The sequence below is a fragment of the Marinactinospora rubrisoli genome (assembly GCF_042664915.1).
GTDB classification, from domain to species: Bacteria; Actinomycetota; Actinomycetes; order Streptosporangiales; family Streptosporangiaceae; genus Marinitenerispora; species Marinitenerispora rubrisoli.
The window spans coordinates 633,148-655,831 of record NZ_JBHTBH010000001.1; the positions used below are offsets into that span (position 1 = coordinate 633,148).

Genomic DNA, 22,684 nt, shown 5'->3' on the forward strand with positions numbered 1-22,684 from the left:
GCCAGGCGTCACCCGCCGCGCCGGGCAGCCGCCGTCATCCCCGGGCACCGCCGAGATCGGCGTCCACGCCCCACTCGGCCAGCACGTCCGAGAGCTCCGGTTCGGGGAAGTCCGGAGCGCGGGTGACCGCGCCGGGCGTGCGGCCGAACCGCGGCGCCGGTCCGGCGTAGATCCGGTCGCCGTCCCGCCGCAGCGTGCCTCGGGCGCGGACGTGCGGGTGGTCGGGGGCCTCGGCGAGCGAGAGCACCGGCTGGACGCAGGCGTCGGTGCCGGCGAACGCCTCGGCCCACTCGTCGCGGGACCTCGTGCGCAGGACCGCCGCGAAGCGGTCGCGCAGCCCCGGCCAGTTCCGCGGGTCCATCCGGTCCGGAAGATCGGCCTCCGCCAGCCCCAGGCCGGCGAGGAAGGCGGTGTAGAACTTCGGCTCGATGCAGCCGACCGACACGTACCCGCCGTCGGCGCAGGCGTACACGTCGTACCAGGGTGCCCCGGTGTCGAGGTAGTTGGTGCCGCGCTCGTCCCGCCACGCCCCACGGGCGCGGTCGTCCAGGATCATCGACATCAGGAAGGCGCTGCCGTCCACCATGGCGGCATCCACCACCTGCCCGCGGCCGGACCGCTGCCGCTCCACCAGCGCGGCGAGGATCCCGGTGACGACGAAGAGCGCGCCGCCGCCGAAGTCGCCCACCAGGTTGGCGGGCGGCACCGGACCCGAGTCCGCCCGGCCGAAGCTGTGCAGGGCGCCGTTCAGCGAGATGTAGTTCATGTCGTGCCCGGCACGGTCGGCCAGCGGGCCGTCCTGCCCCCATCCGGTCATGCGCGCGTAGATGAGGCCGGGGTTCGCGGCCAGGCAGTCGTCCGGCCCCAGGCCGAGCCGCTCCATGACGCCGGGGCGGAAGCCCTCCAGGGCGACGTCGGCCGCCGCGACGAGCGTGCGCGCGTCGCGTAGCCCCGCCTCGGACTTCAGGTCGAGTCCGGCCACCGGCCGGCCGGCGCTCATGTGCGGGCGGGGTGCGCCGGACGCCGCCGCCTCCGGCCGGTCCACCCGGATGACGCTCGCGCCGAGATCGGCGAGCAGCATCGCGGCCATCGGGCCGGGGCCGATGCCGGCGAACTCCACGATCCGGATTCCGTGCAACGGGCCCATGAGTGCGCACCTTCCGTGCCGGGGGACATCTCGCCGGACGCGCCGGGGTTCCATTCTGCCGATCCGTCGGCCGGTGCGCGCCGGAAGGCGTCCGAATCGCGCCGGACGGCCGTGCGATCCGCCGAAAACCGGGAACCCGGGAAACCGGAAAAACCGCCATTCCCAAAGCGCGGATACGGTCCCTGTGGTAACTTCCCGATATCTCTGAATCACCGTGTGGCAGGCGAGCGAGCCGCGCACCCGGCGTTCCGGCCGGGCGAGGGCACCTCAAGCCGCCACGGTTCTGAACCGGGAATCCGCTCCCGGCCCCCTGCTCCCCGTGATCGCGAAGGTCTGAAATCGTGCGTACTGGGTCGTCACGTTCCCGCGGCTCCCGCCGGGCGCCGCGCAACTCCCCGCCGGACCCGAACCGCTCGCCGCGGACCGGGCCGCCACCGGCACGCCAGCCGGGCAGGAAGGCGAGGAAAGCGAAGTCCGGGCCGCGGCTGTCCCTGCCCAAGCTTCCCCAGCTGCCGCCGATGTCGCGCAGGTCGCGCCCGGTGGTGATCGGCGCGGCGGTCGCCGCGGTGCTCATCGCCATGGGGGGCGGGACCGCCTTCGCCATGGACAAGCGCATCTCGCTGGTCGTGGACGGCGAGAGCGAGACCGTGCACACCTTCGGCGCCTCCGTCCAGGAGGTGCTGGACTCCGCGGGGGTGGAGCTCGGCGAGCACGACGCCGTGGCCCCGTCCCTCGACACGGAGCTGGGCCAGGGCGCCCAGGTGCTGGTGCGCAGCGGCCGCCAGCTCACCCTGGACATCGACGGCGAAGAGCAGACCCACTGGGTCACCGCGCTGACCGTCGGCGAGGCGCTCGACCAGATCGGCATGGGCGAGGAGGCCCTGGAACTGTCGGTGGACCGCGCCGCCGAGGTGCCGGTGTCCGGGCTGGATGTCGAGGCCAGCAGGGGCCAGCACGTCGTCATCCTCCGGGACCGGGTGCGGCTGGAGGTGGACACCACCGCCGCGACGGTCGGTGAACTGCTGACGGAGAACGGCATCGAGCTCGGCGAGCACGACAAGGTGAGTCCGGCCGCCGACGAGGAGCCCACCGACGGCATGGTCGTCAAGGTCATGCAGATGCTCACCGAGCCCAAGACCGAAGAGGTCCCGATCGAGGCCGAGGTCGAGGAGCGCGAGAACCCCGACCTGGAGAAGGGCGAGGAGAACGTCATCCAGGAGCCCAAGGACGGGCTCAAAGAGGTCACCACCGCGATGATCATGCGCGACGGTCAGGAGACCGAGTACGTCATCGAGGAGGAGATCATCGAGGAGCCGGTCGACGGCATCGTCGAGATCGGCACCAAGGAGGACGTCAGCCCCAACGTCGGCGGCGAGGCGGACAGCCTCAACTGGGCGGCGCTGGCCCAGTGCGAGTCCGGCGGCGACCCCACCGCGGTGAACCCGGCCGGGTACTACGGCCTCTACCAGTTCTCGCAGGCCACCTGGGAGTCCGCCGGGGGCAGCGGCCTGCCCAGCGAGGCCAGCCCCGATGAGCAGACCATGCGGGCCAAGACGCTGTACAACCTGGTCAACGGCAACTGGCAGGGCCAGTGGCCGGAGTGCGGCGTGCACCTGTTCGACTGAGCGGCGTCCGCAACGCTTCCCGCCGGTCCCTGACGAGTAAGGGGCCCGCCCGATCCGGGCGGGCCCCTTCGGGTCTCCCGGGCCGGGGACGGGAGTGCCGGAGGGCGTCTCCTCAGGTGTCGGGCGATGCGCGGTCAGGGCCGCCGCGCGAGCGTCAGCATGTGGTTGGACACTCCCATCACCGACGGCTCGCACTCCACCTGACGCAGCGCCCACAGCAGGCGCCGGCGCCGTTCCGGGTCGTCCAGCCAGGCGTCGACCTCGGCGTCCGGCAGCATCCCGGCCGGTCCCTCGACCGCGAACCGCCGCGGCTCGGGCAGCCCGGCCGCCCGCGCCTCCGCCAGGGGCTCGTCCGGGTGGTGCAGGTGGACGTCGGTGAACCACCACCACGGGCTGCCGGGCGGTGGCCGGTGCCGGCCCTCGGCGAGATCACGCCGCACCATGGCGCGGAACGCGTCGTCGGAGAGCAGGCCGGTCCGGATGCCGTCGTGCAGCGAGGCGAAGCGGCTGACCGTGGCCGCCGCCACCAGCCCGCCGCGCCGGACCACCCGGACCGCCTCCCGCCAGGCGCGGGCCCGGTCGGCGGGGTCGGTGAGGTGGTAGAGCGGGCCGAAGAGGAGTACCACGTCCCATGACTCGTCGTCGGCGTCCAGGGCCCGGGCGTCCCCGGCCACGGCCGCCACTCCCGGGAGCCGCCGGGCGACCGCGACGTGCTCCGGCACCGGATCGACCAGCCGCACGCGGTGACCGTCGCCGGCCAGCCAGCGGGCGTGCGCCCCGGTGCCGCCGCCGACGTCGAGCACGGAGACCGGTGCCGCGGGGAGCCACCGGCGCAGGACGTCCTGGGTGCGCAGCAGCTCCAGACGGCCGACTCCGCTCCGCAGCCGGTCGTGCTCCTGACCGCCGGAGTAGTACGCGCGAACGGTCCCCAGGGCGTCGGGGCCTGCGGTGGACTCGCCGGATCCGGCGGGCTCGGTGGGCTCCATGACCCGGACGCTAACCCCACGAGGGCGGTCCACGCACCCCGTTTTCGCGGGACGCGCCGCCCTCCGGCGCGGGCCGGCCGCAGAGACTGCGAAAATGGCATGGTGACCCGATCCGACACCGCCGACCCCGCCCGCCTGCTCACCCCGGCCGACGTCCGGCGGCTGGCCGGCCGGCTGGGCGTCCGGCCGACGAAGACCCTCGGCCAGAACTTCGTCATCGACGCGGGCACGGTGCGGCGCATCGTGCGCGTCTCGGGTGTCGGCGCCGACGACGTGGTGATCGAGGTCGGGCCGGGGCTCGGCTCGCTGACGCTGGCGCTGCTCCCGCACGTCCGGCGGGTGACGGCGGTGGAGATCGACCCGACGCTCGCCGCGGCGCTGCCCGGCACGGTCCGCGAGCACGCGCCGGACCTCGCCGGCCGGCTGGAGGTCGTCACCGCCGACGCCATGCGCGTCACAGCGATCCCGGGCCCGGAGCCCACCGCGCTGGTGGCCAACCTGCCCTACAACGTCGCGGTCCCCGTGGTGCTGCACCTGCTGGAGCTGCTGCCGTCGCTGCGGCGCGGGCTGGTGATGGTGCAGGCCGAGGTGGCCGACCGGCTGGCCGCCGGGCCCGGGAGCCGCACCTACGGTGCGCCGTCGGTCAAGGCCGCCTGGTACGCCGAGGTGCGCCGCGCCGGGTCGATCGGACGCAACGTGTTCTGGCCGGCGCCCAACGTCGACTCGGGCCTGGTCGAACTCCGTCGCCGCCCGGCGCCGCCGGCCGCGGTGAGCCGTGCCGAGGTGTTCGCGGTGATCGACGCCGCGTTCGCCCAGCGCCGCAAGACGCTGCGCGCGGCGCTGGCCGCACTTGCGGGATCCGCCCCGGCCGCCGAGGCCGCCCTGCGCGCGGCCGGCGTCGACCCGTCGACGCGCGGCGAGGCCCTGGACATCGTGGCGTTCGCCCGGATCGCCGAGCAGCTGGCGGCCGGTTCCGCCACCGGTCCCTCCGCTTCGGGGCGGTAGCCGGGCGGGCGGCGGGGCCGCCGGAGCCCCGCGCGGGGGAACCGGCTCAGGCCGGCTCGGTGGCGCCGCTGAGGTCGATGCGGGCGCCCTCCACGTTCTCGCGGCTGCGCAGGACGAGCTGCAGCGGCTCCACGCCGTCGTTCACGATGAACACCAGCTCGCCCTCGGCGCGCTCATTGGGCTCGATGGAGCCCCACAGGGGCGCCATCGCCTCCTCGGCGCTCGGGTCCTCAGCGGGGGCCAGCTGGCCGCCCGATCCCTGGAGCAGCTGCCACTCGGGGCGGATCCGCACCGGGTCGCCGGAGGTGTTGCGCGCCGCGACCGAGAAGACGCAGTACTGGCCGTTCTGCAGCCCGGACCGGCCGCCGACCTGCGTGGTGCAGGTGTAGTCGGTGAGCTGGAACCGCAGCACGCCATCGGAGGCGGAGTCGGCGCCGCCGTCCTCCTCCGCGCCGGCTCCGGGGGACTGCGGCGCGCCGGAGGAGCCCGGCTGCTCGTCCGCCTGCTCGTCCTGCGAGCCGCTGGTGGTGTCCTTCCACGGCAGGCTGAACCCGTTGGAGCTCAGCATGGTGAGCGTGCTGAACAGCAGGATCAGCAGCACGACGGCCACGACCCCGGCGATCACCAGCCAGCGGGTACGCCGTGCCGGCTCCAGCGGGGTGTGCGGGGGCGGCGGCACCGGCGGGACGTAGGGCTGCGCCTGTGGCCGCGACGGCGCCTGCTGCTGGTTCGGCTGTCCCTGGGGCGGCCCGACCGGCGGGATGGGCCCGGTGTGCTGCGGGGAGACCGTCGGGAACTGGCCGGTGTGGTGACCCGGGGGCGCGGGCATCCGTTGCTGCGGCTGCCCCGGCGGTTGCTGGGACTGCTGGGGCGGCATCCCGCCCGCCGGGTGCGGCCCGCCGCCCGGCTGCCCGCCCTGCGGCGGGTAGGGCTGCGCCGGACCGGGCCCGGGCGCGTGCGGATGCCGCATCCCGGTCAGCGTCTGGTGCGCGCCCGGGGGCGGCCCCTGCGGCGGCATGGGCGGCATCGGGGGCAGGTTGGGCCGCCACGACTGGTGCAGCGCGTGGCTCACCATGGCGTTGGGGTCGGGGGTGTTCGCGTCGCCGCCGGCCCCGGCCAGCTCCAGCAGCAGGTCCTGCGCCTTGGGACGGCGCTCCGGCTCCTTGGCGAGCGCCTTGGCCACCAGCCGGTCCAGCGGGCTGTCCAGGCCGGTGATCTGCGGCTCGGCGAACAGCACCCGCTTGCCCAGGGTCATGGCGTCGCCGTTGCCGAAGGGGTGCGCGCCCGTGCCGGCGAACGCCACCAGGCAGCCCCACGCGAAGATGTCGGCCGCCGTGGTGACCTTCTCCTCGAGGAGCTGCTCCGGCGCCATCCAGCCGGGGCTGCCCATGACGATGCCGGTCTGGGTGTGGTTGGTCGCCGTGTTCAGCGCACGGGCGATGCCGAAATCGATCACCCGCGGGCCGGACAGCGACAGCAGCACGTTCGCGGGCTTGAGGTCGCGGTGCACCAGGCCGGCGCCGTGGATGGCCGCCAGCGCGGCGGCGATCCCGAGCGCGAAGCCGTGCAGCGTGCTGGAGTCCAGCGGGCCGTGCGTGGCGATGTGCTCGGCCAGGGCGGTGCCCGCGATGTACTCGGTCACCATGTACGGCCGGTTCTCGAACGAACCGTGGTCCAGGACCTTGGCGGTGCAGAAGGAGGCGACCCGGCGGGCGTTCTCCATCTCGTCGCGGAACCGGGCCCGCGTCGCCTCGTCGAAGGCCAGTTCGGGCCGGATCACCTTGATGGCGACATGGGCACCCTTCTCAGGGGACCGGCCCAGGTAGACCGTTCCCATTCCTCCGCTGCCCAGTCTCCCGGCCAGCACGTAAGGACCGATGGTGGCCGGATCCCCGGCGGCCAACGGTTCCAGGTTCTTCGGGAGCCCATCCGACGGCAAGCGACCCTCCGCGACGGTGACGGTATCTGACTCCGTCTGGTCCCCAAAGGTAGCGGGGATCGTGTCCGGATACCCACCCGCGCAGGCCATCGAGCCCCGGTGCGGGGGTTCGGGGCGGCGCTGCGCCGGGAGGGTTCGTCACCAGGAGTCCCCACCATCCTGAGGGTCGTGCGCGAACCGCACAAGCAGCCCGTTGCAGGACATGGTTCACGCAGGTGGGGTTTCCTTTACGATCTAGGACTCGTGACCGCTATGACCGCCGTGACCGTTCGGGTCCCCGCGAAGGTGAACCTCCAGTTGGCGGTGGGGCCAGCGCGGGAAGATGGATACCACGATCTCGTGAACGTCTTTCACGCTGTTTCGCTGTTCGACGAGGTTACCGTCACGCGCGCCGAACCCGGTCCGCTCCGGCTGACCGTGTGCGGGGACCTGGAGTCCCACACCGCCCGCGTGCCGCTCGACGGGAGCAACCTCGCCGCCCGCGCCGCCGAACTCCTGGCACGTGAGGCGGGGGTCGAGCCCGCCGTGCGCATCCACCTGGACAAGTCGATCCCCGTGGCCGGCGGCATGGCCGGCGGCAGCGCCGACGCCGCCGCGGCCCTTGTGGCGTGCAACACACTGTGGGGGGCGGGGTTGTCCGACGCCGACCTGCACGCGCTCGCCGCCCGCCTGGGCAGCGACGTGCCCTTTCCCCTGCTCGGCGGCAGCGCGGTCGGCACCGGGCGCGGCGAGCACCTCACCCCCATGCCGTGCGGCGGGCGGTTCAGCTGGGTGTTCGCCCTCGCCGAGGGCGGTCTGTCCACCGCCGCGGTGTTCCGCGAGTACGACCGGCTGCGCCCGGACGCGCCGCCGCCCCGGCCCGATCCCGGGCTCGCCGCGGCCCTCGCCGAGGGGGACGCGCCCGCGCTCGGGGCGGCGCTGGCCAACGACCTGGAACGCGCGGCGCTCACGCTGCGACCGGAACTGCGCCGCACCCTGGACACCGGCCGGGCCGCCGGCGCGCTCGGCGCGATCGTCTCCGGCTCCGGCCCGACCTGCGCCTTCCTGGCCGCCGACGCCGCCGCGGCCGACCGCATCGCCGCGGCCCTCACCGGCTCGGGGAACTGCGCCGGCACCGTCCGCGCGTACGGCGACGTGCCCGGGGCCACGGTGGTGGGCCCGCCGGAGCGCTGATCGCCCGGTCCGGCACCGGGCCACGGGAGTCAGAGGCCGCCCTCGCGCGCGGGCTTGAGCAGCGGCGCGCCGGGGCCGAACGCCGCCAGCGCGTCGTCGTTGTTGTGCAGCCGGCAGGACCGCAGTGACAGGCAGCCGCAGCCGATGCACGAGGTGAGCCGGTCCCGTAGCCGCTGCAGCGCGTCGATCCGGGTGTCCAGCTCGTCACGCCACTGCTCGGAGAGCCGGGCCCAGTCCTCCGCCGTCGGCGTCCGGCCGTCCGGCAGCGTGGCCAGCACCTCCCGCACCTGGGCCAGCGTCAGTCCCACCCGCTGGGCCGCGGCGATGAACGCCAGCCGGCGCAGCGTCGCGCGGTGGTACCGGCGCTGGTTGCCCGCCGTGCGCTCGGCATGGATCAGCCCGCGTTCCTCGTAGAAGCGCAGGGTCGTGTGCGGCACGCCGCTGCGGTCGGCCAGCTGGCCGATGGTGAGTCTCACCGGAAGGTGTCCCATGTCACTTCCCACTCGATCGGCTCCTCCGTGTTGACCTACAGTTAACTCGAAGTCCGAGACTGGGCGCATGGACACGCGCTCCTTCACCAGGTACGCCGATCTCCCGGCGCTCATCGGGCTGATGACCGGCGACGAGAAGCACCAGGCGGCCGCGGTTTCCACCCTCGACGTGCTGTGGGTGCTCTACGACCGCGTGCTCGACATCACCCCCGGCCGCGTCGACGACCCCGACCGCGACCGCTTCCTGCTCTCCAAGGGGCACGGGCCGGCCGCCTACTACGCGGTGCTCGCCGCCAAGGGCTTCGTGGAGGTGCCGGCGCTGCGCCGGTGGGGCGAGTTCGACTCCCCGCTCGGCCACCATCCCGACCGGACGCTGATCCCGGGCGTCGAGATCGGCAGCGGCTCGCTCGGCCACGGCCTCGGCCTCGCCGTCGGCACCGCGCTGGGCCTGCGCGCCCTGGGACGCACCCGCCCGCGCGTCGTCGTGCTGGTCGGCGACGCCGAACTCGACGAGGGCAGCAACCACGAGGCCATCGCCGCCGCCGGCCGGCTCGGTACGGACCGCCTCACCGCCGTCGTCGTGGACAACCAGTCGGCGTCCCTCGGCTGGCCCGGTGGCATCGCCGAGCGGTTCGCCCGCGAGGGCTGGGCCACCCGGACCGTCGACGGGCGCGACCACGAGGCGCTGTTCGAGGCGTTCACGGCCGCGCACACCGGCCGGCCGATGGCCGTGGTCGCCCGCGTCCCCGCCAAGAACTCCGCGGCCGGCGTCCGGCCGCGGTGGAGCCCGGCCGTGAACGGCGGCCGGACCGAGGAACCAGGAGGACGGGTCCAGTGAGCACGAGCACCCTCAGCACCCGGCCGGCGCCGCCGGCCGTCGTCCCGCAGGACATGCGCGAGGCGTTCGCCGGTACCGTCGTCGCCGCACTGGAGACCGACCCGCGGACCGTCCTGGTGCTGGCCGACATCTCCGCCGACCGCTTCACGGCAGCCGCCGCCCGGCATCCCGACCGGGTGCTCAACGTCGGCATCCGCGAACAGCTGATGATCGGGGTGGCCGGCGGCCTCGCCCTCACCGGCATGCGCCCGGTCGTGCACACCTACGCGCCCTTCCTCGTCGAGCGGGCGTTCGAGCAGATCAAGCTCGACCTCGCGCACCAGGACGCCGGGGCCGTGCTCGTCGGCATCGGCGGCTCTTATGAGGCGCCGTACGTGGGGCGCACCCACATGGCACCCGGCGACGTCGCGCTGCTGGACACGGTCCCGGGCTGGACGGTGCACGTGCCCGGCCACGCCGCGGAGGTGCCGCGGCTGCTCGGGCCCGCGCTCGGGCCGGATCGCGACGACCGCGTCTACCTGCGGCTGTCCTCCCGCGGCAACGCCGCGGCACGGCCCGTGGACGACGGGCTCGTCGTCATCCGCGCCGGCTCCTCGCGCTCCCGCGGCGTGGTGCTCGGGGTCGGTCCCATGCTGGACCGGGCGCTCGCCGCGACCGCCGACCTGGACGTCACCGTCTGCTACCTGGCCACGGTACGGCCGTTCGACCGCGCCGGGCTGCACGCCGCCGTCGCCGCCGCCGGCCGCCCGGACGTCCTGGTCGTGGAGCCCTACCTGGCCGGCACTTCGGCGCACGAGGTGGCCGCGGCGCTCACCGACCGGCGGCACCGGCAGCTCGGTCTCGGCGTCCAGCGCGCCGCCGAGGTGCGCGGTTACGGGACCGCCGAGGACCACGACCGGGCCCACGGGCTCGACACCGCCGGCATCGCGGCCGCCGCCCGCGCCTTCTTCCTGGACTAGCGCCCGCCCCGGCCGGCGGGGCCGGGCGCGCCCCGTGGTCGCCGCACGGCACCGAAGCCAGCACAATGGGATACACGATGAATCTCGTCAACCTTCAGGACGTATCCCTGGCCTACGGCCCGCTGGTGCTCCTCGACGGCGTCTCCCTCGGCGTCGAGGAGAACGACCGCATCGGCGTGGTCGGGCGTAACGGCGGCGGCAAGTCGACACTGGTGTCGGTCATGGCGGCTCGTACCGAGCCCGACTCCGGGCGGGTGGTGCACACCCGCGGGCTGCGCGTGGGATTCCTGCACCAGCGCGATTCCTTCCCCGACACCACGGTGGGCCGCTACGTGCTCGGTGAACGCGCCGAGCACGAGTGGGCCGGCGACGCGCGGGTCCGCGACATCCTGCGCGGCCTGCTCGGCGGATGGGACCTCGCGGCCTCCATGGCCGGCCTGTCCGGTGGCGAGCGGCGCCGCGCCGCGCTGGCCCGGCTGCTCGTCGAGACGCACGACCTCATCGTCCTGGACGAGCCCACGAACCACCTGGACATCGAGGGCATCGCCTGGCTGGCCGAGCACGTCCGGGGCCGTCGCGAGGCCCTGGTGGTCGTCACCCACGACCGCTGGTTCCTGGACGCCGTCACCACGCGCACCTGGGAGGTCGTCGACGGCCGGGTCGAGCGCTACGAGGGCGGTTATGCCGCCTACGTGCTGGCCAAGGCCGAACGCCAGCGGCTGGCCGCCGCCGCCGAGGAGCGGCGGCAGAACCTCATGCGCAAGGAGCTGGCCTGGCTGCGCCGTGGCCCGCCGGCCCGCACCTCCAAGCCCCGGTTCCGGATCGACGCCGCCAACGCCCTCATCGCCGACGAACCGCCGGCCCGCGACACGGTGGAGCTGGTGCGGTTCGCCAGTGCCCGGCTCGGCAAGACCGTGCTGGACACCGAGAACGTCACGGTGCGCGCCGGTGAGCGGACGCTGCTGGACCGCCTGACCTGGCAGCTCGGCCCCGGCGACCGGGTCGGCCTGGTCGGCGTGAACGGCTCCGGCAAGACCTCCCTGCTGCGGCTGCTCGCCGGCGAACGCGCTCCCGACTCCGGGGCCGTGCGGCGCGGCCGGACCGTCCGGCTGGCGCACCTGTCGCAGAACCTGACCGAGCTGCCGCCCGACCGCCGGCCGCTGGAGGCGGTCGAGGAGATCCGCACGGTCGTCACGATCGGCCGCAAGGAGCAGACGGCCAGCCAGATGCTGGAGCGGTTCGGCTTCCGCGGCGAGCGGCAGTGGACGCCCATCGGCGACCTGTCCGGCGGTGAGCGCCGCCGCCTGCAGTTGCTGCGGCTGCTCATGGACGAGCCGAACGTGCTGCTGCTCGACGAGCCGACCAACGACCTCGACATCGAGACACTGACCGAGCTGGAGGACCTGCTCGACGGGTGGCCGGGATCGCTCGTGCTGGTCAGCCACGACCGGTACTTCCTGGAGCGGGTCTGCGACCGGGTGCTGGCGCTCCTCGGCGACGGCCGGCTCGCCTTCCTGCCCGGTGGGGTGGACGAGTACCTGGAGCGCCGGGCGGCGGCCGGGGACGGCGGCGGGGTTCCCGGGGCACGGGACGCCACGCTGCCGGACGCCGCGGGCGGCGCCTCGGAGACGGCGGACGCGGAGCCGGTGAGCGCTCCGCGCCTCTCGGCGGCCGAGCGCCGCGCGGCGCAGAAGGAGATGCAGCGCATCGAGCGCCGCATCGACCGGATCGGTGCGCGTGAGGAGGAGCTGCACGCGGCGATGGCCGCGGCGGCCGACGACTACGCGCGGCTGGCCGACCTCGACGCCGAACTGAAGGCGCTCGTCGCGGAGAAGGACGAGCTGGAGGAGCTCTGGCTGGTGGAGGCGGAGAAGATCGGCGACTGACCGGGGCCGCCGTCCGGGGCCGCCCGGACCGTCCTAGCCGCGGGCGGGCGGTTCGTCCAGCGGCGCGAGCAGCCCGCGCAGCAGCGCCGCGAGGCGGTCCCGGTCGCGGCGGGGCATGGCGCCGAGGATGGATCGCTCGTAGACGAGCAGGTCGTCCAGCGCGGCGTCCACCCGCTCCCGCCCCTCGCCGGTGAGCCGGACCAGGACCCCGCGCTTGTCGGCGGGGTCGGGGAACCGCCGCACCAGCCCGGCGGCGGCGAGGCGGTCGATCCGGTTGGTCATGGTGCCGGACGTCACGAGGGTGGCGCGCAGCAGCCGGCCCGGGCTCAGCTCGTAGGGGCCGCCGGACCGGCGGAGCTCCGCCAGGACGTCGAACTCCCACGGCTCCAGGCCGTGCCGCGTGAACACCGTGCGCCGGGCCCGGTCCAGGTGGCGGGCCAGCCGGGACACCCGGCTGAGGACCTGGAGCGGCTCGACGTCGAGATCCGGACGCTCCGTCCGCCACGCCTCGACCAGCCCGTCAACCTCGTCGCGCATGGCGGCAGTTTATCTTGATATCGAGATATGTGCGCCGGTTCCGGCCACGCCGCCGGTCACTCGGCGCGGCGCTTGCGCTGCAACGTCTCCAGCCGGGGCTTGGGGTCCAGGCTGGAGAGCCCGTTCCAGGCCAGGTTGACCAGGTGGGCGGCCACCACCTCGCGCTTGGGCTTGCGGACCTCCAGCCACCACTGGCCGGTCAGCGCGACCATCCCCACGAGCGACTGCGCGTACATGGGCGCCAGCTTCGGGTCGTAGCCACGCGAGCGGAACTCGTCGGCGAGGATGTGCTCCACCTGGGTGGCGATGTCGCTGATCAGGCTCGCGAAGCTGCCCGTTCCCGAGGCTGCGTGCGAGTCGCGGGCGAGGATGCGGAAGCCCTGGCTGCTCTCCTCGACGTAGCGCAGCAGCGCCAGGGCCGCGTTCTCCAGCTTGGCGCGGGCGTGGTCCCCGATCAGCGCCTCGCCGACCATGCCGAGCAACTGCTGCATCTCGCGGTCGACCACGACCGCGTAGATGCCCTCCTTGCCGCCGAAGTGCTCATAGACCACGGGTTTGGAGACGCCCGCGCGGGCCGCGATCTCCTCGATCGAGGTGCCATCGAAGCCGCGTTCGGCGAACAGCTGCCGGCCGATGTCCAGAAGTTGTTCCCTGCGCTCCTTACCGGTCATGCGCTTTCGGCGCGACCGGGGTTTCTGCTCGCTCACGGCTTCCATGATGGCCAACCAATCTAGCCGCTGACGCGCTTGGCCGCGAGGCGCTCGGCGTTGGGCCAGCGGACCTTCGAGGCCCATCCCAGCTTCTCGAAGATCCAGATGACGCGCGCGGAGATGTCGATCTGGCCCTTGAGCACGCCGTGCCGGGCGCACGTGGGGTCGGCGTGGTGCAGGTTGTGCCAGGACTCCCCGAACGACGGGATCGCCAGCCACCACACGTTGCGCGAGCGGTCCCGCACCTCGAAGTTCTCCTCGCCGATGGTGTGGCAGATGGAGTTGACCGACCAGGTCACGTGGTGCAGCAGCGCGACGCGGACCAGGCCGCCCCAGAAGAACGCGGTGAACGCGCCCCACCACGACATCGTCACCAGGCCGCCGATGACCGCGGGGGCGAGCAGCGAGAAGGCGACGAGCGCGCCGAACCACCGGTCGATGCGGACGATGTCGCGGTCCTTCAGCAGGTCGGGGGCGAAGCGCTTCGGGGAGGTCTTCTCCTCGCTGAGGAACATCCACGCCATGTGGGCGTAGAAGAGGCCCTTGGCGACCGAGCGCCAGTCGTCGCCGAACCGCCACGGCGAGTGCGGGTCGCCCTCGTGGTCGGAGTACTTGTGGTGCCGGCGGTGGTCGGCCACCCACTTCACCACGCCGCCCTCGATGGCGAGGCTGCCCGCGAGCGCGAGCGCGATCCGCAGCGGCCGGTTGGCCTTGAAGGAGCCGTGCGTGAAGTGCCGGTGGAAGCCGACGGTGATACCGAGGCCGCCGATGACGTAGAAGACGGCGCCGATGGCGATGTCCGTCCAGGTCAGGCCCCATCCCCACGCGAACGGGACCGCCGCGAACAGGGCCAGCAGCGGCACGAGGACGAAGAAGAAGACGGTGGCGCGCTCGGCCTTCCCGCGCCCGTGGGGGTCGACTTCGGGCTCCGGCGCGCGTTTCGGCGTGGAGTCGAGCATCAATTCTGCGGTCATCTGGCCCACCTTGTTCCTGACGGCCACCGCCCGGCGGGCCGATCCGCCGTGCCGGTGTCCTGCTTCCGCGACCGCTCGGCGATCGTGCTGACAACTTATACCTACGTAACCGTAACCTACGGCAACGTAGGTTTGGCAAGGTGTGCGTCGCGAACTTCCCGTAAAGTCCGGATGGGGACCGTCCCTTGATCGCCCCGGGGCCGGCCGGGGAAGAGGTGCTCAGGCGGTGGCGCCCGGAGCGGTGGTCCGCTCGATTGGAGATGCTCTGGGACGGGCCAGGCGTTATGGTGTCTCTGGGTACGGCGCCGGACGCGATGTCCGATCACCGCGACAGGCGAGATGTCCGTTTCATTCCCGGGTGATGTAATCGGCAGCATTTCGGATTTTGGTTCCGACCGTCCAGGTTCGAGCCCTGGCCCGGGAGCGCCTGTCCCTCAGTCCGAACATCCGCCTGTACGCGGTGCCGCCGGACGGCGGCCGTGCCGCCCCTTCTTCCGGCGCGTTCGCGCCCGCCCCGCAGCCCGGCGGCACCCGCCCCGGCCGTGGGGCACTCTCCGCCCCCGCCCGGCTCACAGGCCACATGTATGCTGCCCATGTCGGCCCCGGAAGCCGCGTCTGTTCGCATGCCCGCGGGTGGTTCACGGTGGTGCCGGCACTCATGTCAGCGCGCCCCGACACCGCGCGTCGACTCAGTCATCCGCCAGCGAATCGAGGAGTCTCCGCCAGTGAGCGTGAGCCGCCCGGCTGCCGTCATCGTCCTCGCGGCGGGCGAGGGCACCCGTATGAAGTCCAGGCTTCCCAAGGTCCTCCATGAGATCTGCGGACGCAGCATGCTCGGCCACGTCCTGGCCGCCGCGGCCGAACTCGATCCGGAGCGCACGGTCGTGGTCGTCGGCCACGGCCGGGACCAGGTGACCGGGCACCTCAAGCAGGTGGCGCCGGAGGTCGGCACCGCCGTACAGGAGCAGCAGAACGGGACCGGCCACGCCGTGCGGATGGCCGTCGAGGCGCTGCGCGACCAGGGGGTCGACCTCGCCGGGACCGTGGTACTGGCCTACGGCGACACCCCGCTGCTGCGCGGCCGGACGCTCGCCGACCTGGTGAGCGCGCACGAGGCGGCCGGCAACGCCGTCACCGTGCTGTCGGCGCGGGTGCCCGACCCCACCGGGTACGGCCGGGTGGTGCGTGACGCGGCAGGCGACTTCACCGGCATCGTCGAGCACGCCGACGCCACCGAGGACGAACGCGCGGTCGACGAGATCAACTCGGGGATGTACGCCTTCGACGGCGCGCTGCTGAGCGAGGTGGTCAACCGCCTCTCCACGGACAACGCCAAGGGCGAGGAGTACATCACCGACGCCGTGACGATCCTGCGCGCCGACGGCCACCGGGTCGACGCGACGGTGGCCGGCGACTGGGTCGAGATCCAGGGCGTGAACGACCGCGTGCAGCTCGCCGAGGCCCGCCGGCTCCTCAACGACCGGCTGCTGACCCGCCTCATGCGCGAGGGCGTCACCATCGTCGACCCCGCCAGCACGTGGGTCGACGCCGACGTGGAGATCGGCCGCGACTCGATCGTCGAACCGCAGACCCAGCTCCAGGGGCGCACCCGCATCGGAGCGGACGCGCACATCGGTCCCGGGGTGCTGCTCCGTGACACCGAGGTCGGCGCGGGCGCCCGGATCTCGCACACGGTCGCCCACGAGGCGGTCGTCGGCGCCGAGTGCTCCGTCGGTCCGTACGCCTACCTGCGGCCGAAGGCGGTGCTGCACCGCGGAGCCAAGATCGGCACCTACGTCGAGGTGAAGAACTCCACGGTCGGCGAGGGCTCCAAGGTCCCGCACCTCACCTACGTCGGCGACGCCGACATCGGCCGCGGCGTCAACATCGGCGCCTCGTCGGTCTTCGTGAACTACGACGGTGTCAGCAAGCACCGCAGCTCGATCGGCGACCACGCCCGCACCGGCAGCGACAACATGTTCGTCGCGCCGGTCCGGGTCGGTGACGGCGCCTACACCGGCGCCGGCACCGTCGTTCGGGAGGACGTCCCGCCCGGCGCTCTGGCGGTCTCCGCCGGCGCGCAGCGCAACATCGAGGGGTGGGTGCCGCGCAAGCGGCCCGGAACGCCCGCGGCCGAGGCCGCGGAGCGCGCGAACGGAGCCGAGCAAGCCAATGACCAGTAGTTCCGAGGGAGATCGACAAGTGACCGGCAAGAAGGCCGCGGGTCAGAAGAAGCTCATGCTCTTCTCAGGGCGCAACCACCCCGAGCTGGCCGAGCAGGTGGCCGAGCACCTGGGTGTCGAGGTGGCTCCGACGAGATTCCAGGATTTCGCGAACGGGGAGATCTTCGTCCGCTATCTGGAGTCGGTGCGCGGTTGCGACGCGTTCGTCCTCCAGTGCCACTCCGACCCCATCAACGAGTCCATCATGGAGCAGCTCATCATGGTGGACGCGCTCAAGCGGGCGTCCGCCAAGCGCATCACCGTGGTGACGCCGTTCCTGGGCTACGCGCGCCAGGACAAGAAGCACCGCGGCCGGGAGCCGATCTCGGCCCGCCTCATGACCGACCTGTTCCACACCGCGGGCGCGCACCGGCTCATGGCGGTGGACCTGCACACCGACCAGATCCAGGGCTTCTTCGACGGCCCGGTGGACCACCTGTTCGCGCTGCCGATCCTCGCCGACTACGTGGGGTCGCAGGTGACCGACTCCGAGATCACCGTGGTGTCCCCGGACGCCGGCCGGGTGCGCACCGCCGACCGCTGGGCGGACCGCCTGGGCGCGCCGCTGGCCATCATCCACAAGCGCCGCGACCCCGACGTCGCCAACGAGGTCAAGGTGCACGAGGTGGTCGGTGAGGTCGAGGGCCGCACCTGTGTGCTGGTCGACGACATGATCGACACCGCCGGCACCATCGTCAAGGCCGCCGACGCGCTGTTCGAGAACGGCGCCGACAAGGTCATCGCGGCGGCCACGCACGGTGTGCTGTCCGGCCCGGCGGCGGAGCGTCTGCAGAACTCGCGGATCTCCGAGGTCGTCATCACCAACTCGCTGCCGGTCCCGAAGGAGCGGCAGTTCGACAAGCTCACGCAGCTCTCCATCGCGCCGCTGCTGGCCCGCGCCATCAGCGAGGTCTTCAGCGACGGTTCGGTGACGAGTCTGTTCGAGGGGGCCGGCTAGCCGCCCCGACCGCGGCCGTGCCCGGCTCCGGCGGAAAGCGCCTGCGCCGGGCCTGTCCGGCCGTGTTCGGACCTGTCCGCGGACCCACTAGACTGGAATGAGTGTCCCGCGTCTGTGTGGGGCTCCGTCCCTTTTGGTCGCGTGCACGTTCAATGTGGCCCGGCGCGGTCGTGACCCCGTGGATTCGGGGTTCCCCGCCCAAGCGGGAGTGGTTCCAGAGAAGTCGTGTTCCCCGTCGACGCGGGGATGATCCCGAGGAGTTTTGTCGTGTCCGAGGTACGCATCGCTGCCGAGCCGCGCACGGAGTTCGGAAAGGGCGCCGCACGTCGCGCTCGCCGCGCGGGTAAGGTGCCGGCCGTCCTCTACGGCCACGGCACCGAGCCGCGCCACATCAACCTGCCGGGGCACGACCTCATGCTGGCCCTGAAGACGCCGAACGTGCTGCTGCGCGTCGACGGCATCGAGGGCGGGGACAACCTGGCGCTGCCCAAGAGCGTGCAGCGGGACCCGATCAAGGGCTTCCTGGAGCACGTCGACCTGCTGGTCGTGAAGAAGGGCGAGAAGGTCACCGTGGAGATCCCGGTGACGGTCGTCGGCGAGGTCGTCTCCGGCGGCGTGCTCAACCAGGAGCTCGTGCAGGTCGAGGTGGAGACCGAGGCCACCCACATCCCCGAGGGCGTCGAGGTCGACGTCGAGGGCGTCGAGATCGGCGCGCACGTGACCGCGGGCCAGCTGAAGCTTCCGGCGGGCACCGCGCTGGTGACCGACGCCGAGACGATCGTGCTGACCGTCGCCGCCGAGCGCGTTTCCGCGGAGGCCGAGGAGGAGGCCGCTGAGCCGGCCGAGGCCACGGCCGAGACGGGGTCCTCGGAGGAGTAGGGCCGTCCGCCCCCTGGAACGTACGGAGCGAACCGATGCGTGGTCTCCTCAGCCGACTGCTGGGAGGCCACGCGTCCGTGTCTCCGGAGGGGCGGTCCGACCGGGAGGGCGATGTGAGCGTCGAGTGGTGGCTCGTGGTCGGTCTGGGCAATCCCGGGCCGAAGTACGCGGGTAACCGGCACAACGCCGGGTTCATGGTGGCCGACGCCCTGGCCGGTCGCGCGGGCGCCCGCTGGCGGGCGCACCGGACGCGGGCCGAGGTCGCCGAGGCGACGCTCGGCGGCGCACGCGCCGTTCTCGCCAAGCCGCGCACCTTCATGAATCTTTCGGGCGGGCCGGTGGCCGGCCTGCGCCAGTACTACCAGGTGCCGCCGGAGCGGATCGTGGTGATCCACGACGAGCTGGACATCCCCTACGGCGCGCTGAAACTCAAACGCGGCGGCGGATCCGGCGGGCACAACGGGCTGCGTTCGATCACCGCCTCGCTGTCCGGCCCGGACTACACGCGGGTCAGGTTCGGCATCGGGCGCCCGCCCGGCCGGATGGACCCGGCCGCCTACGTGCTGAAGGACTTCAGCGGCACGGAGCGCAAGGAGCTGGACCTCAACATCGAGCGCGCCGCCGACGCGGTGGAGACGGTGCTCACCGACGGCCTGGAGAAGGCCCAGCTCATCTACCACACCAACAACGGCTGACGCCGGCGCGCCGCGCCGCCGTGTCGTTGCGGACGGTCCGATGGCCGTCCCGTGCCCTGTTCCCGGCGCCCTCCCACCTCCGACACGTCGGGCGGAATCCGCTTTTCAGCTCCCTTACGGGCTTTACCGGCTACTGTCCGTCACCTTCCGCGACTTGCTCGCCACGTTTGGTTACTATTCACCGCGTCAAGTCGCGTTCCGCGCTTCCTGATCCCTTCGTCGCGGCATGTCCGGTCTCGGGGGTGTGCGCGCCGCTCGTGCGGCGGGGCGGGGAGAGGGCGCCGGGGTCGGGGGTGGGAGAGGTATGGCGGTCGCCAGTGGCGTACAGGCGGGTACCCGGGAGGTTCGGTCCAGACCGGGGCCCCGGCTCGTGTGGACCCGGGCCTACGTGCGCGGGATGCTGGCCGCGGATCTGGCCTCCGCCGCGGTCGCGGGACTGTGCGCCGTGCGGCTGCGGTTCGCCGCGTCGATCGGGACCGCCGAGGTGGCTCCGTACCTGCTGGCCACCTGCGCCCTTCCGCTGCTGTGGGTGGTCGCGGTGGCGGTGGCCGGCGGGTACGAGCGCCGGTTCATCGGCGTGGGCACGGAGGAGTTCCGGCGGGTGCTCAGCGCCGGTGTGGCACTGACGGCGCTCGTGGCGATCGCCGCCTATGCGACCAAGGTCGACGTCGCCCGCGGCTACGTCATCGTGGCGCTTCCGCTGCTGACGCTGCTCAGCCTGGCGCTCCGGTACGCCCTGCGCAAGCGCCTGCACCACCGGCGCCGGTCGGGCGCGTGCATGCGGCGGGTGATCGTGGTGGGGCACCGTGACGGCGCCCGAGACCTCATCCGGCAGTTCCGCCGCGAGCCCTACCACGGCATGAACGTCATCGGGGTCTGCCTGCCGGGTGCGCAGTGCGACGAGGCGGACGGCGGCCTGGACGAGGTGGACGACCGGCCGGTCTACGGAGACTTCGCGGCGGTGCCCGGCGTCGTCGAGGTCACCGGCGCGGACACCGTCGCCATCCTGAGCTGCCCGGAGCTGGACGGGGTCGAGCTGCGCCGGCTGGCCTGGCAGCTGGAGAAGAGCGGGACGGATCTCACGGTGGCCCCGGCGCTGATGGAGGTGGCCGGCCCGCGCACGTCGATCCGGCCGGTCGCGGGGCTGCCTCTGCTGCACGTGGAGCACCCGGAGCTGGCCGGGGTGCGCCGCGTGGTGAAGGAGTTGTTCGACCGGGTCACCGCGGCGGCCGCCCTGGTGCTGCTGATGCCGCTCTTCGTGGTGCTGGCGCTGCTGATCCGGGCCGGAGACCCCGGGCCGGTGCTGTTCCGGCAGACCCGGGTGGGGCGTGACGGAGCCGAGTTCACCGTCTACAAGTTTCGTACCATGGTCGTCGGTGCGGAGGCGCTGAAAGGGGGTCTGCGGCCCCGGAACGAGCACGACGGCGTGCTGTTCAAGTTACGGCGGGATCCCCGGGTCACCAGGGTGGGCGCCTGGCTGCGGCGGTACTCGCTGGATGAGCTTCCCCAGCTCGTCAACGTGCTGCTGGGGGACATGTCCCTGGTCGGCCCGCGGCCTCCGCTGCCCGAGGAGGTGGCCGAGTACGGGCACGACGTGCGCCGCCGGCTGGTGGTGAAGCCCGGGATGACGGGGCTGTGGCAGGTGAGCGGACGCGCGGATCTCTCCTGGGAGGAATCCGTCCGTCTGGATCTGCGGTACGTGGAAAACTGGTCGCTGACCCTCGACATCCAGATCCTCTGGAAGACGTGGTCAGCGGTGGTCCGTGGGGCGGGAGCATACTGAGTCTGGTGAGCAGCATCCGAAATGATCATGAGGTGGCGCGGGATCTCGCGACGGAGGCCGGGCAGCAGCTGCTGCGCCTGCGGGACCGGCACGGATTCGAGGAACCCGAGGTGCTGCGCACCCTGGGCGACCGGCTCTCCCACGAGTTCCTCTTCTCCGCGCTGGGGCGGCTGCGGCCGAGCGACGCGGTGCTCTCGGAGGAGGGGGCGGACGATCGCCGCAGGCTGACCGCGCGGCGCGTGTGGATCATCGACCCGCTCGACGGCACCCGGGAGTTCGCGGAGGCCGGCCGTGGCGACTGGGCGGTCCACGTCGCGCTGTGGGAGAACGGGCGGCTCACCGCCGGGGCCGTGGCACTGCCCGCACAGGGCAGCACGCTCTCGACGGTCGACCCGCCGTGGCTGCCCGAGCAGCGGCCCTCGGACCAGCGGCTGCGCATCACCACCAGCCGGACCCGGCCGCCGGAGTTCGTGCAGCGGCTCGCCACCCAGCTCGGTGCCGAGGTGCTGCCGATGGGGTCGGCCGGCGCGAAGATCTGCGCGGTGCTGCTCGGAATCGCCGACATCTACCTGCACGCGGGGGGCCAGTACGAGTGGGACAGCGCCGCTCCCGTGGCGGTCGCGCACGCCGCCGGCCTGCACGCCTCGCGGATCGACGGCTCGAAGCTGACCTACAACGAGGCCGATCCATCCCTGCCGGATATCCTGGTCTGCCGACCGGAATTGTCGAGTATGTTGCTGGCCAGCGTTCGCGAGGTCGCGGACCTGGACGGCGCCGATCCACACGCGGGAGCCTGAGCCGGCCCCCGCTGGGCTAGGACCCTCCCGTGCCCGAGTGAACGGGAGGGCGTTCCCGTGAGGTGACGGGAGCGGTGTCGCGAGCGTGAGGCGGGTTTCATGAGTCAGGCGAAGGCGGCCCCGGGCCGGTACCAGCTCTCGCAGCTGGACGTCCTGGAGGCCGAGGCGATCTTCATCATGCGCGAGGTGGCCGCGGAGTTCGAGCGGCCGGTGCTGCTCTTCTCGGGCGGCAAGGACTCCATCGTGATGCTCCGGCTCGCCGAGAAGGCGTTCTGGCCGGGGCGGATCCCGTTCCCGGTCATGCACGTCGATACCGGCCACAACTTCCCCGAGGTCATGGAGTTCCGCGACCGCCGGGTGGCCGAGGCCGGCGTGGAACTGATCGTGGCGTCGGTACAGGAGCAGATCGACGCCGGCAAGGTCGTCGAGCCGACCGGCCGCTGGGCCAGCCGGAACCGCCTGCAGACCGCCGCGCTGCTGGAGGCCCTGGAGGAACGCCGCCACGACGCCGCCTTCGGCGGGGCCCGCCGCGACGAGGAGAAGGCGCGCGCCAAGGAGCGCGTCTTCTCCTTCCGCGACGAGTTCGGCCAGTGGGACCCGAAGAACCAGCGCCCCGAACTGTGGAACGTCTTCAACACCCGCATCGGCCAGGGCGAGCACATCCGGGTCTTCCCACTGTCCAACTGGACCGAGCTCGACATCTGGGGCTACATCGCCCGGGAACGGCTGGAGCTTCCCGCCATCTACTTCGCGCACCGCCGCCGGGTGTTCGAGCGGGACGGCATCCTGCTGGCCGACAGCCCCTACGTCACCCGGGACGAGGACGAGGAGGTGTTCGAGGCCAGCGTGCGGTACCGGACGGTCGGCGACATGACGTGCACGGGCGCGGTGCGCTCCACGGCCACCGAACTGGGCGAGGTCATCGCCGAGATCGCGGCGACCCGCATCACCGAGCGCGGCCAGACCCGCGCCGACGACCGCACCAGCGAGGCCGCCATGGAGGACCGCAAGCGCGAGGGCTACTTCTAGCCGCCCCCCTTCCTCCGGCCCCGCGGCCGCCCGCCTCCGCGCCCGTTCCTC

General features: G+C 72.9%; 20 protein-coding genes. 13 read left to right on the forward strand and 7 right to left on the reverse strand.

Going from position 1 to position 22,684, the window contains the following annotated elements; genetic code table 11:
- Positions 1–34 precede the first annotated feature (34 nt).
- On the reverse strand, positions 35–1,147 hold the full coding sequence (locus ACFQRF_RS02895; protein WP_379868547.1) for a CaiB/BaiF CoA transferase family protein: 1,113 nt from the start codon (positions 1,145–1,147) through the stop codon (positions 35–37).
- A gap of 518 nt (positions 1,148–1,665) precedes the next feature.
- Between ACFQRF_RS02895 and ACFQRF_RS02900 the strand changes: the two genes are divergently transcribed.
- Positions 1,666–2,772 (forward strand): ubiquitin-like domain-containing protein, encoded by a 1,107-nt coding sequence (locus ACFQRF_RS02900; RefSeq protein ID WP_379868549.1) that lies wholly within the window; start codon positions 1,666–1,668, stop codon positions 2,770–2,772.
- Between the two features lie 134 nt (positions 2,773–2,906).
- Here ACFQRF_RS02900 and ACFQRF_RS02905 read toward each other — a convergent pair whose 3' ends face one another.
- The gene (locus ACFQRF_RS02905; protein WP_379868551.1) at positions 2,907–3,758 is read right to left on the reverse strand and encodes a class I SAM-dependent methyltransferase; all 852 of its coding nucleotides are present in this window, start codon (positions 3,756–3,758) and stop codon (positions 2,907–2,909) included.
- 102 nt (positions 3,759–3,860) lie between these two features.
- Between ACFQRF_RS02905 and rsmA the strand changes: the two genes are divergently transcribed.
- Positions 3,861–4,763 carry a 16S rRNA (adenine(1518)-N(6)/adenine(1519)-N(6))-dimethyltransferase RsmA gene (gene rsmA / locus ACFQRF_RS02910; protein ID WP_379868553.1) on the forward strand — a complete coding sequence of 301 codons (903 nt, stop codon included), beginning with the start codon at positions 3,861–3,863 and terminating at the stop codon, positions 4,761–4,763.
- 46 nt (positions 4,764–4,809) lie between these two features.
- Here rsmA and ACFQRF_RS02915 read toward each other — a convergent pair whose 3' ends face one another.
- Positions 4,810–6,702: a serine/threonine-protein kinase gene (locus ACFQRF_RS02915; protein WP_379868555.1), complete on the reverse strand. Its 1,893-nt coding sequence runs from the start codon at positions 6,700–6,702 to the stop codon at positions 4,810–4,812.
- 252 nt (positions 6,703–6,954) lie between these two features.
- Between ACFQRF_RS02915 and ACFQRF_RS02920 the strand changes: the two genes are divergently transcribed.
- Positions 6,955–7,875 carry a 4-(cytidine 5'-diphospho)-2-C-methyl-D-erythritol kinase gene (locus tag ACFQRF_RS02920; protein WP_379869020.1) on the forward strand — a complete coding sequence of 307 codons (921 nt, stop codon included), beginning with the start codon at positions 6,955–6,957 and terminating at the stop codon, positions 7,873–7,875.
- Between the two features lie 29 nt (positions 7,876–7,904).
- Here ACFQRF_RS02920 and soxR read toward each other — a convergent pair whose 3' ends face one another.
- Positions 7,905–8,366 carry a redox-sensitive transcriptional activator SoxR gene (soxR, locus tag ACFQRF_RS02925; RefSeq protein ID WP_379869021.1) on the reverse strand — a complete coding sequence of 154 codons (462 nt, stop codon included), beginning with the start codon at positions 8,364–8,366 and terminating at the stop codon, positions 7,905–7,907.
- Positions 8,367–8,433: 67 nt separating this feature from the next.
- Between soxR and ACFQRF_RS02930 the strand changes: the two genes are divergently transcribed.
- The 3 genes from ACFQRF_RS02930 (at position 8,434) to ACFQRF_RS02940 (ending at position 12,049) form a co-directional block, all read left to right on the forward strand.
- A complete protein-coding gene (locus ACFQRF_RS02930; RefSeq protein ID WP_379868557.1) occupies positions 8,434–9,204 on the forward strand; it encodes a thiamine pyrophosphate-dependent enzyme in 771 nt (256 codons plus the stop codon).
- A gap of 53 nt (positions 9,205–9,257) precedes the next feature.
- A complete protein-coding gene (locus ACFQRF_RS02935) occupies positions 9,258–10,163 on the forward strand; it encodes a transketolase family protein (protein WP_379869023.1) in 906 nt (301 codons plus the stop codon).
- A gap of 77 nt (positions 10,164–10,240) precedes the next feature.
- Positions 10,241–12,049: an ABC-F family ATP-binding cassette domain-containing protein gene (locus ACFQRF_RS02940; RefSeq protein ID WP_379868558.1), complete on the forward strand. Its 1,809-nt coding sequence runs from the start codon at positions 10,241–10,243 to the stop codon at positions 12,047–12,049.
- Positions 12,050–12,082: 33 nt separating this feature from the next.
- Here the strand turns inward: ACFQRF_RS02940 and ACFQRF_RS02945 are convergent, their stop codons facing one another.
- Genes ACFQRF_RS02945 through ACFQRF_RS02955 form a run of 3 tightly spaced genes read right to left on the reverse strand, consistent with a single transcriptional unit; the run spans position 12,083 to position 14,270 of the window.
- Positions 12,083–12,586, reverse strand: coding sequence for a MarR family winged helix-turn-helix transcriptional regulator (locus ACFQRF_RS02945; RefSeq protein WP_379868559.1), 504 nt, complete (start codon positions 12,584–12,586; stop codon positions 12,083–12,085).
- Positions 12,587–12,642: 56 nt separating this feature from the next.
- Complete coding sequence (locus tag ACFQRF_RS02950) at positions 12,643–13,302, reverse strand: TetR/AcrR family transcriptional regulator (RefSeq protein WP_379868561.1); 660 nt, start codon at positions 13,300–13,302, stop codon at positions 12,643–12,645.
- Positions 13,303–13,316: 14 nt separating this feature from the next.
- The gene (locus tag ACFQRF_RS02955; RefSeq protein ID WP_379868562.1) at positions 13,317–14,270 is read right to left on the reverse strand and encodes an acyl-CoA desaturase; all 954 of its coding nucleotides are present in this window, start codon (positions 14,268–14,270) and stop codon (positions 13,317–13,319) included.
- A gap of 725 nt (positions 14,271–14,995) precedes the next feature.
- On the opposite strand from ACFQRF_RS02955, the gene glmU reads away from it, so the two are divergent.
- The 7 genes from glmU (at position 14,996) to cysD (ending at position 22,633) form a co-directional block, all read left to right on the forward strand.
- A complete protein-coding gene (glmU, locus tag ACFQRF_RS02960; protein WP_379868563.1) occupies positions 14,996–16,453 on the forward strand; it encodes a bifunctional UDP-N-acetylglucosamine diphosphorylase/glucosamine-1-phosphate N-acetyltransferase GlmU in 1,458 nt (485 codons plus the stop codon).
- Between the two features lie 19 nt (positions 16,454–16,472).
- The gene (locus tag ACFQRF_RS02965) at positions 16,473–17,450 is read left to right on the forward strand and encodes a ribose-phosphate diphosphokinase (protein ID WP_379868564.1); all 978 of its coding nucleotides are present in this window, start codon (positions 16,473–16,475) and stop codon (positions 17,448–17,450) included.
- A gap of 267 nt (positions 17,451–17,717) precedes the next feature.
- Positions 17,718–18,329, forward strand: coding sequence for a 50S ribosomal protein L25/general stress protein Ctc (locus ACFQRF_RS02970; protein ID WP_379868566.1), 612 nt, complete (start codon positions 17,718–17,720; stop codon positions 18,327–18,329).
- 35 nt (positions 18,330–18,364) lie between these two features.
- On the forward strand, positions 18,365–19,024 hold the full coding sequence (gene pth, locus ACFQRF_RS02975; RefSeq protein WP_379868567.1) for an aminoacyl-tRNA hydrolase: 660 nt from the start codon (positions 18,365–18,367) through the stop codon (positions 19,022–19,024).
- Between the two features lie 304 nt (positions 19,025–19,328).
- Positions 19,329–20,807 (forward strand): sugar transferase, encoded by a 1,479-nt coding sequence (locus tag ACFQRF_RS02980; protein WP_379868569.1) that lies wholly within the window; start codon positions 19,329–19,331, stop codon positions 20,805–20,807.
- A gap of 5 nt (positions 20,808–20,812) precedes the next feature.
- On the forward strand, positions 20,813–21,604 hold the full coding sequence (locus tag ACFQRF_RS02985; RefSeq protein ID WP_379868571.1) for a 3'(2'),5'-bisphosphate nucleotidase CysQ: 792 nt from the start codon (positions 20,813–20,815) through the stop codon (positions 21,602–21,604).
- Between the two features lie 99 nt (positions 21,605–21,703).
- Complete coding sequence (gene cysD / locus ACFQRF_RS02990; protein ID WP_379868572.1) at positions 21,704–22,633, forward strand: sulfate adenylyltransferase subunit CysD; 930 nt, start codon at positions 21,704–21,706, stop codon at positions 22,631–22,633.
- Positions 22,634–22,684: the final 51 nt, after the last annotated feature.

Coding starts and splice junctions, on each gene's coding strand:
- ACFQRF_RS02895 (WP_379868547.1), bottom strand. CDS start 1,147: ATGGGCCCGTTGCACGGAATCCGGATCGTGGAGTTCGCCGGCATCGGC.
- ACFQRF_RS02900 (WP_379868549.1), top strand. CDS start 1,666: ATGTCGCGCAGGTCGCGCCCGGTGGTGATCGGCGCGGCGGTCGCCGCG.
- ACFQRF_RS02905 (WP_379868551.1), bottom strand. CDS start 3,758: ATGGAGCCCACCGAGCCCGCCGGATCCGGCGAGTCCACCGCAGGCCCC.
- ACFQRF_RS02920 (WP_379869020.1), top strand. CDS start 6,955: ATGACCGCCGTGACCGTTCGGGTCCCCGCGAAGGTGAACCTCCAGTTG.
- soxR (WP_379869021.1), bottom strand. CDS start 8,366: ATGGGACACCTTCCGGTGAGACTCACCATCGGCCAGCTGGCCGACCGC.
- ACFQRF_RS02930 (WP_379868557.1), top strand. CDS start 8,434: ATGGACACGCGCTCCTTCACCAGGTACGCCGATCTCCCGGCGCTCATC.
- ACFQRF_RS02935 (WP_379869023.1), top strand. CDS start 9,258: ATGCGCGAGGCGTTCGCCGGTACCGTCGTCGCCGCACTGGAGACCGAC.
- ACFQRF_RS02940 (WP_379868558.1), top strand. CDS start 10,241: ATGAATCTCGTCAACCTTCAGGACGTATCCCTGGCCTACGGCCCGCTG.
- ACFQRF_RS02945 (WP_379868559.1), bottom strand. CDS start 12,586: ATGCGCGACGAGGTTGACGGGCTGGTCGAGGCGTGGCGGACGGAGCGT.
- ACFQRF_RS02950 (WP_379868561.1), bottom strand. CDS start 13,302: ATGGAAGCCGTGAGCGAGCAGAAACCCCGGTCGCGCCGAAAGCGCATG.
- ACFQRF_RS02955 (WP_379868562.1), bottom strand. CDS start 14,270: ATGACCGCAGAATTGATGCTCGACTCCACGCCGAAACGCGCGCCGGAG.
- pth (WP_379868567.1), top strand. CDS start 18,365: ATGCGTGGTCTCCTCAGCCGACTGCTGGGAGGCCACGCGTCCGTGTCT.
- ACFQRF_RS02980 (WP_379868569.1), top strand. CDS start 19,329: ATGGCGGTCGCCAGTGGCGTACAGGCGGGTACCCGGGAGGTTCGGTCC.
- cysD (WP_379868572.1), top strand. CDS start 21,704: ATGAGTCAGGCGAAGGCGGCCCCGGGCCGGTACCAGCTCTCGCAGCTG.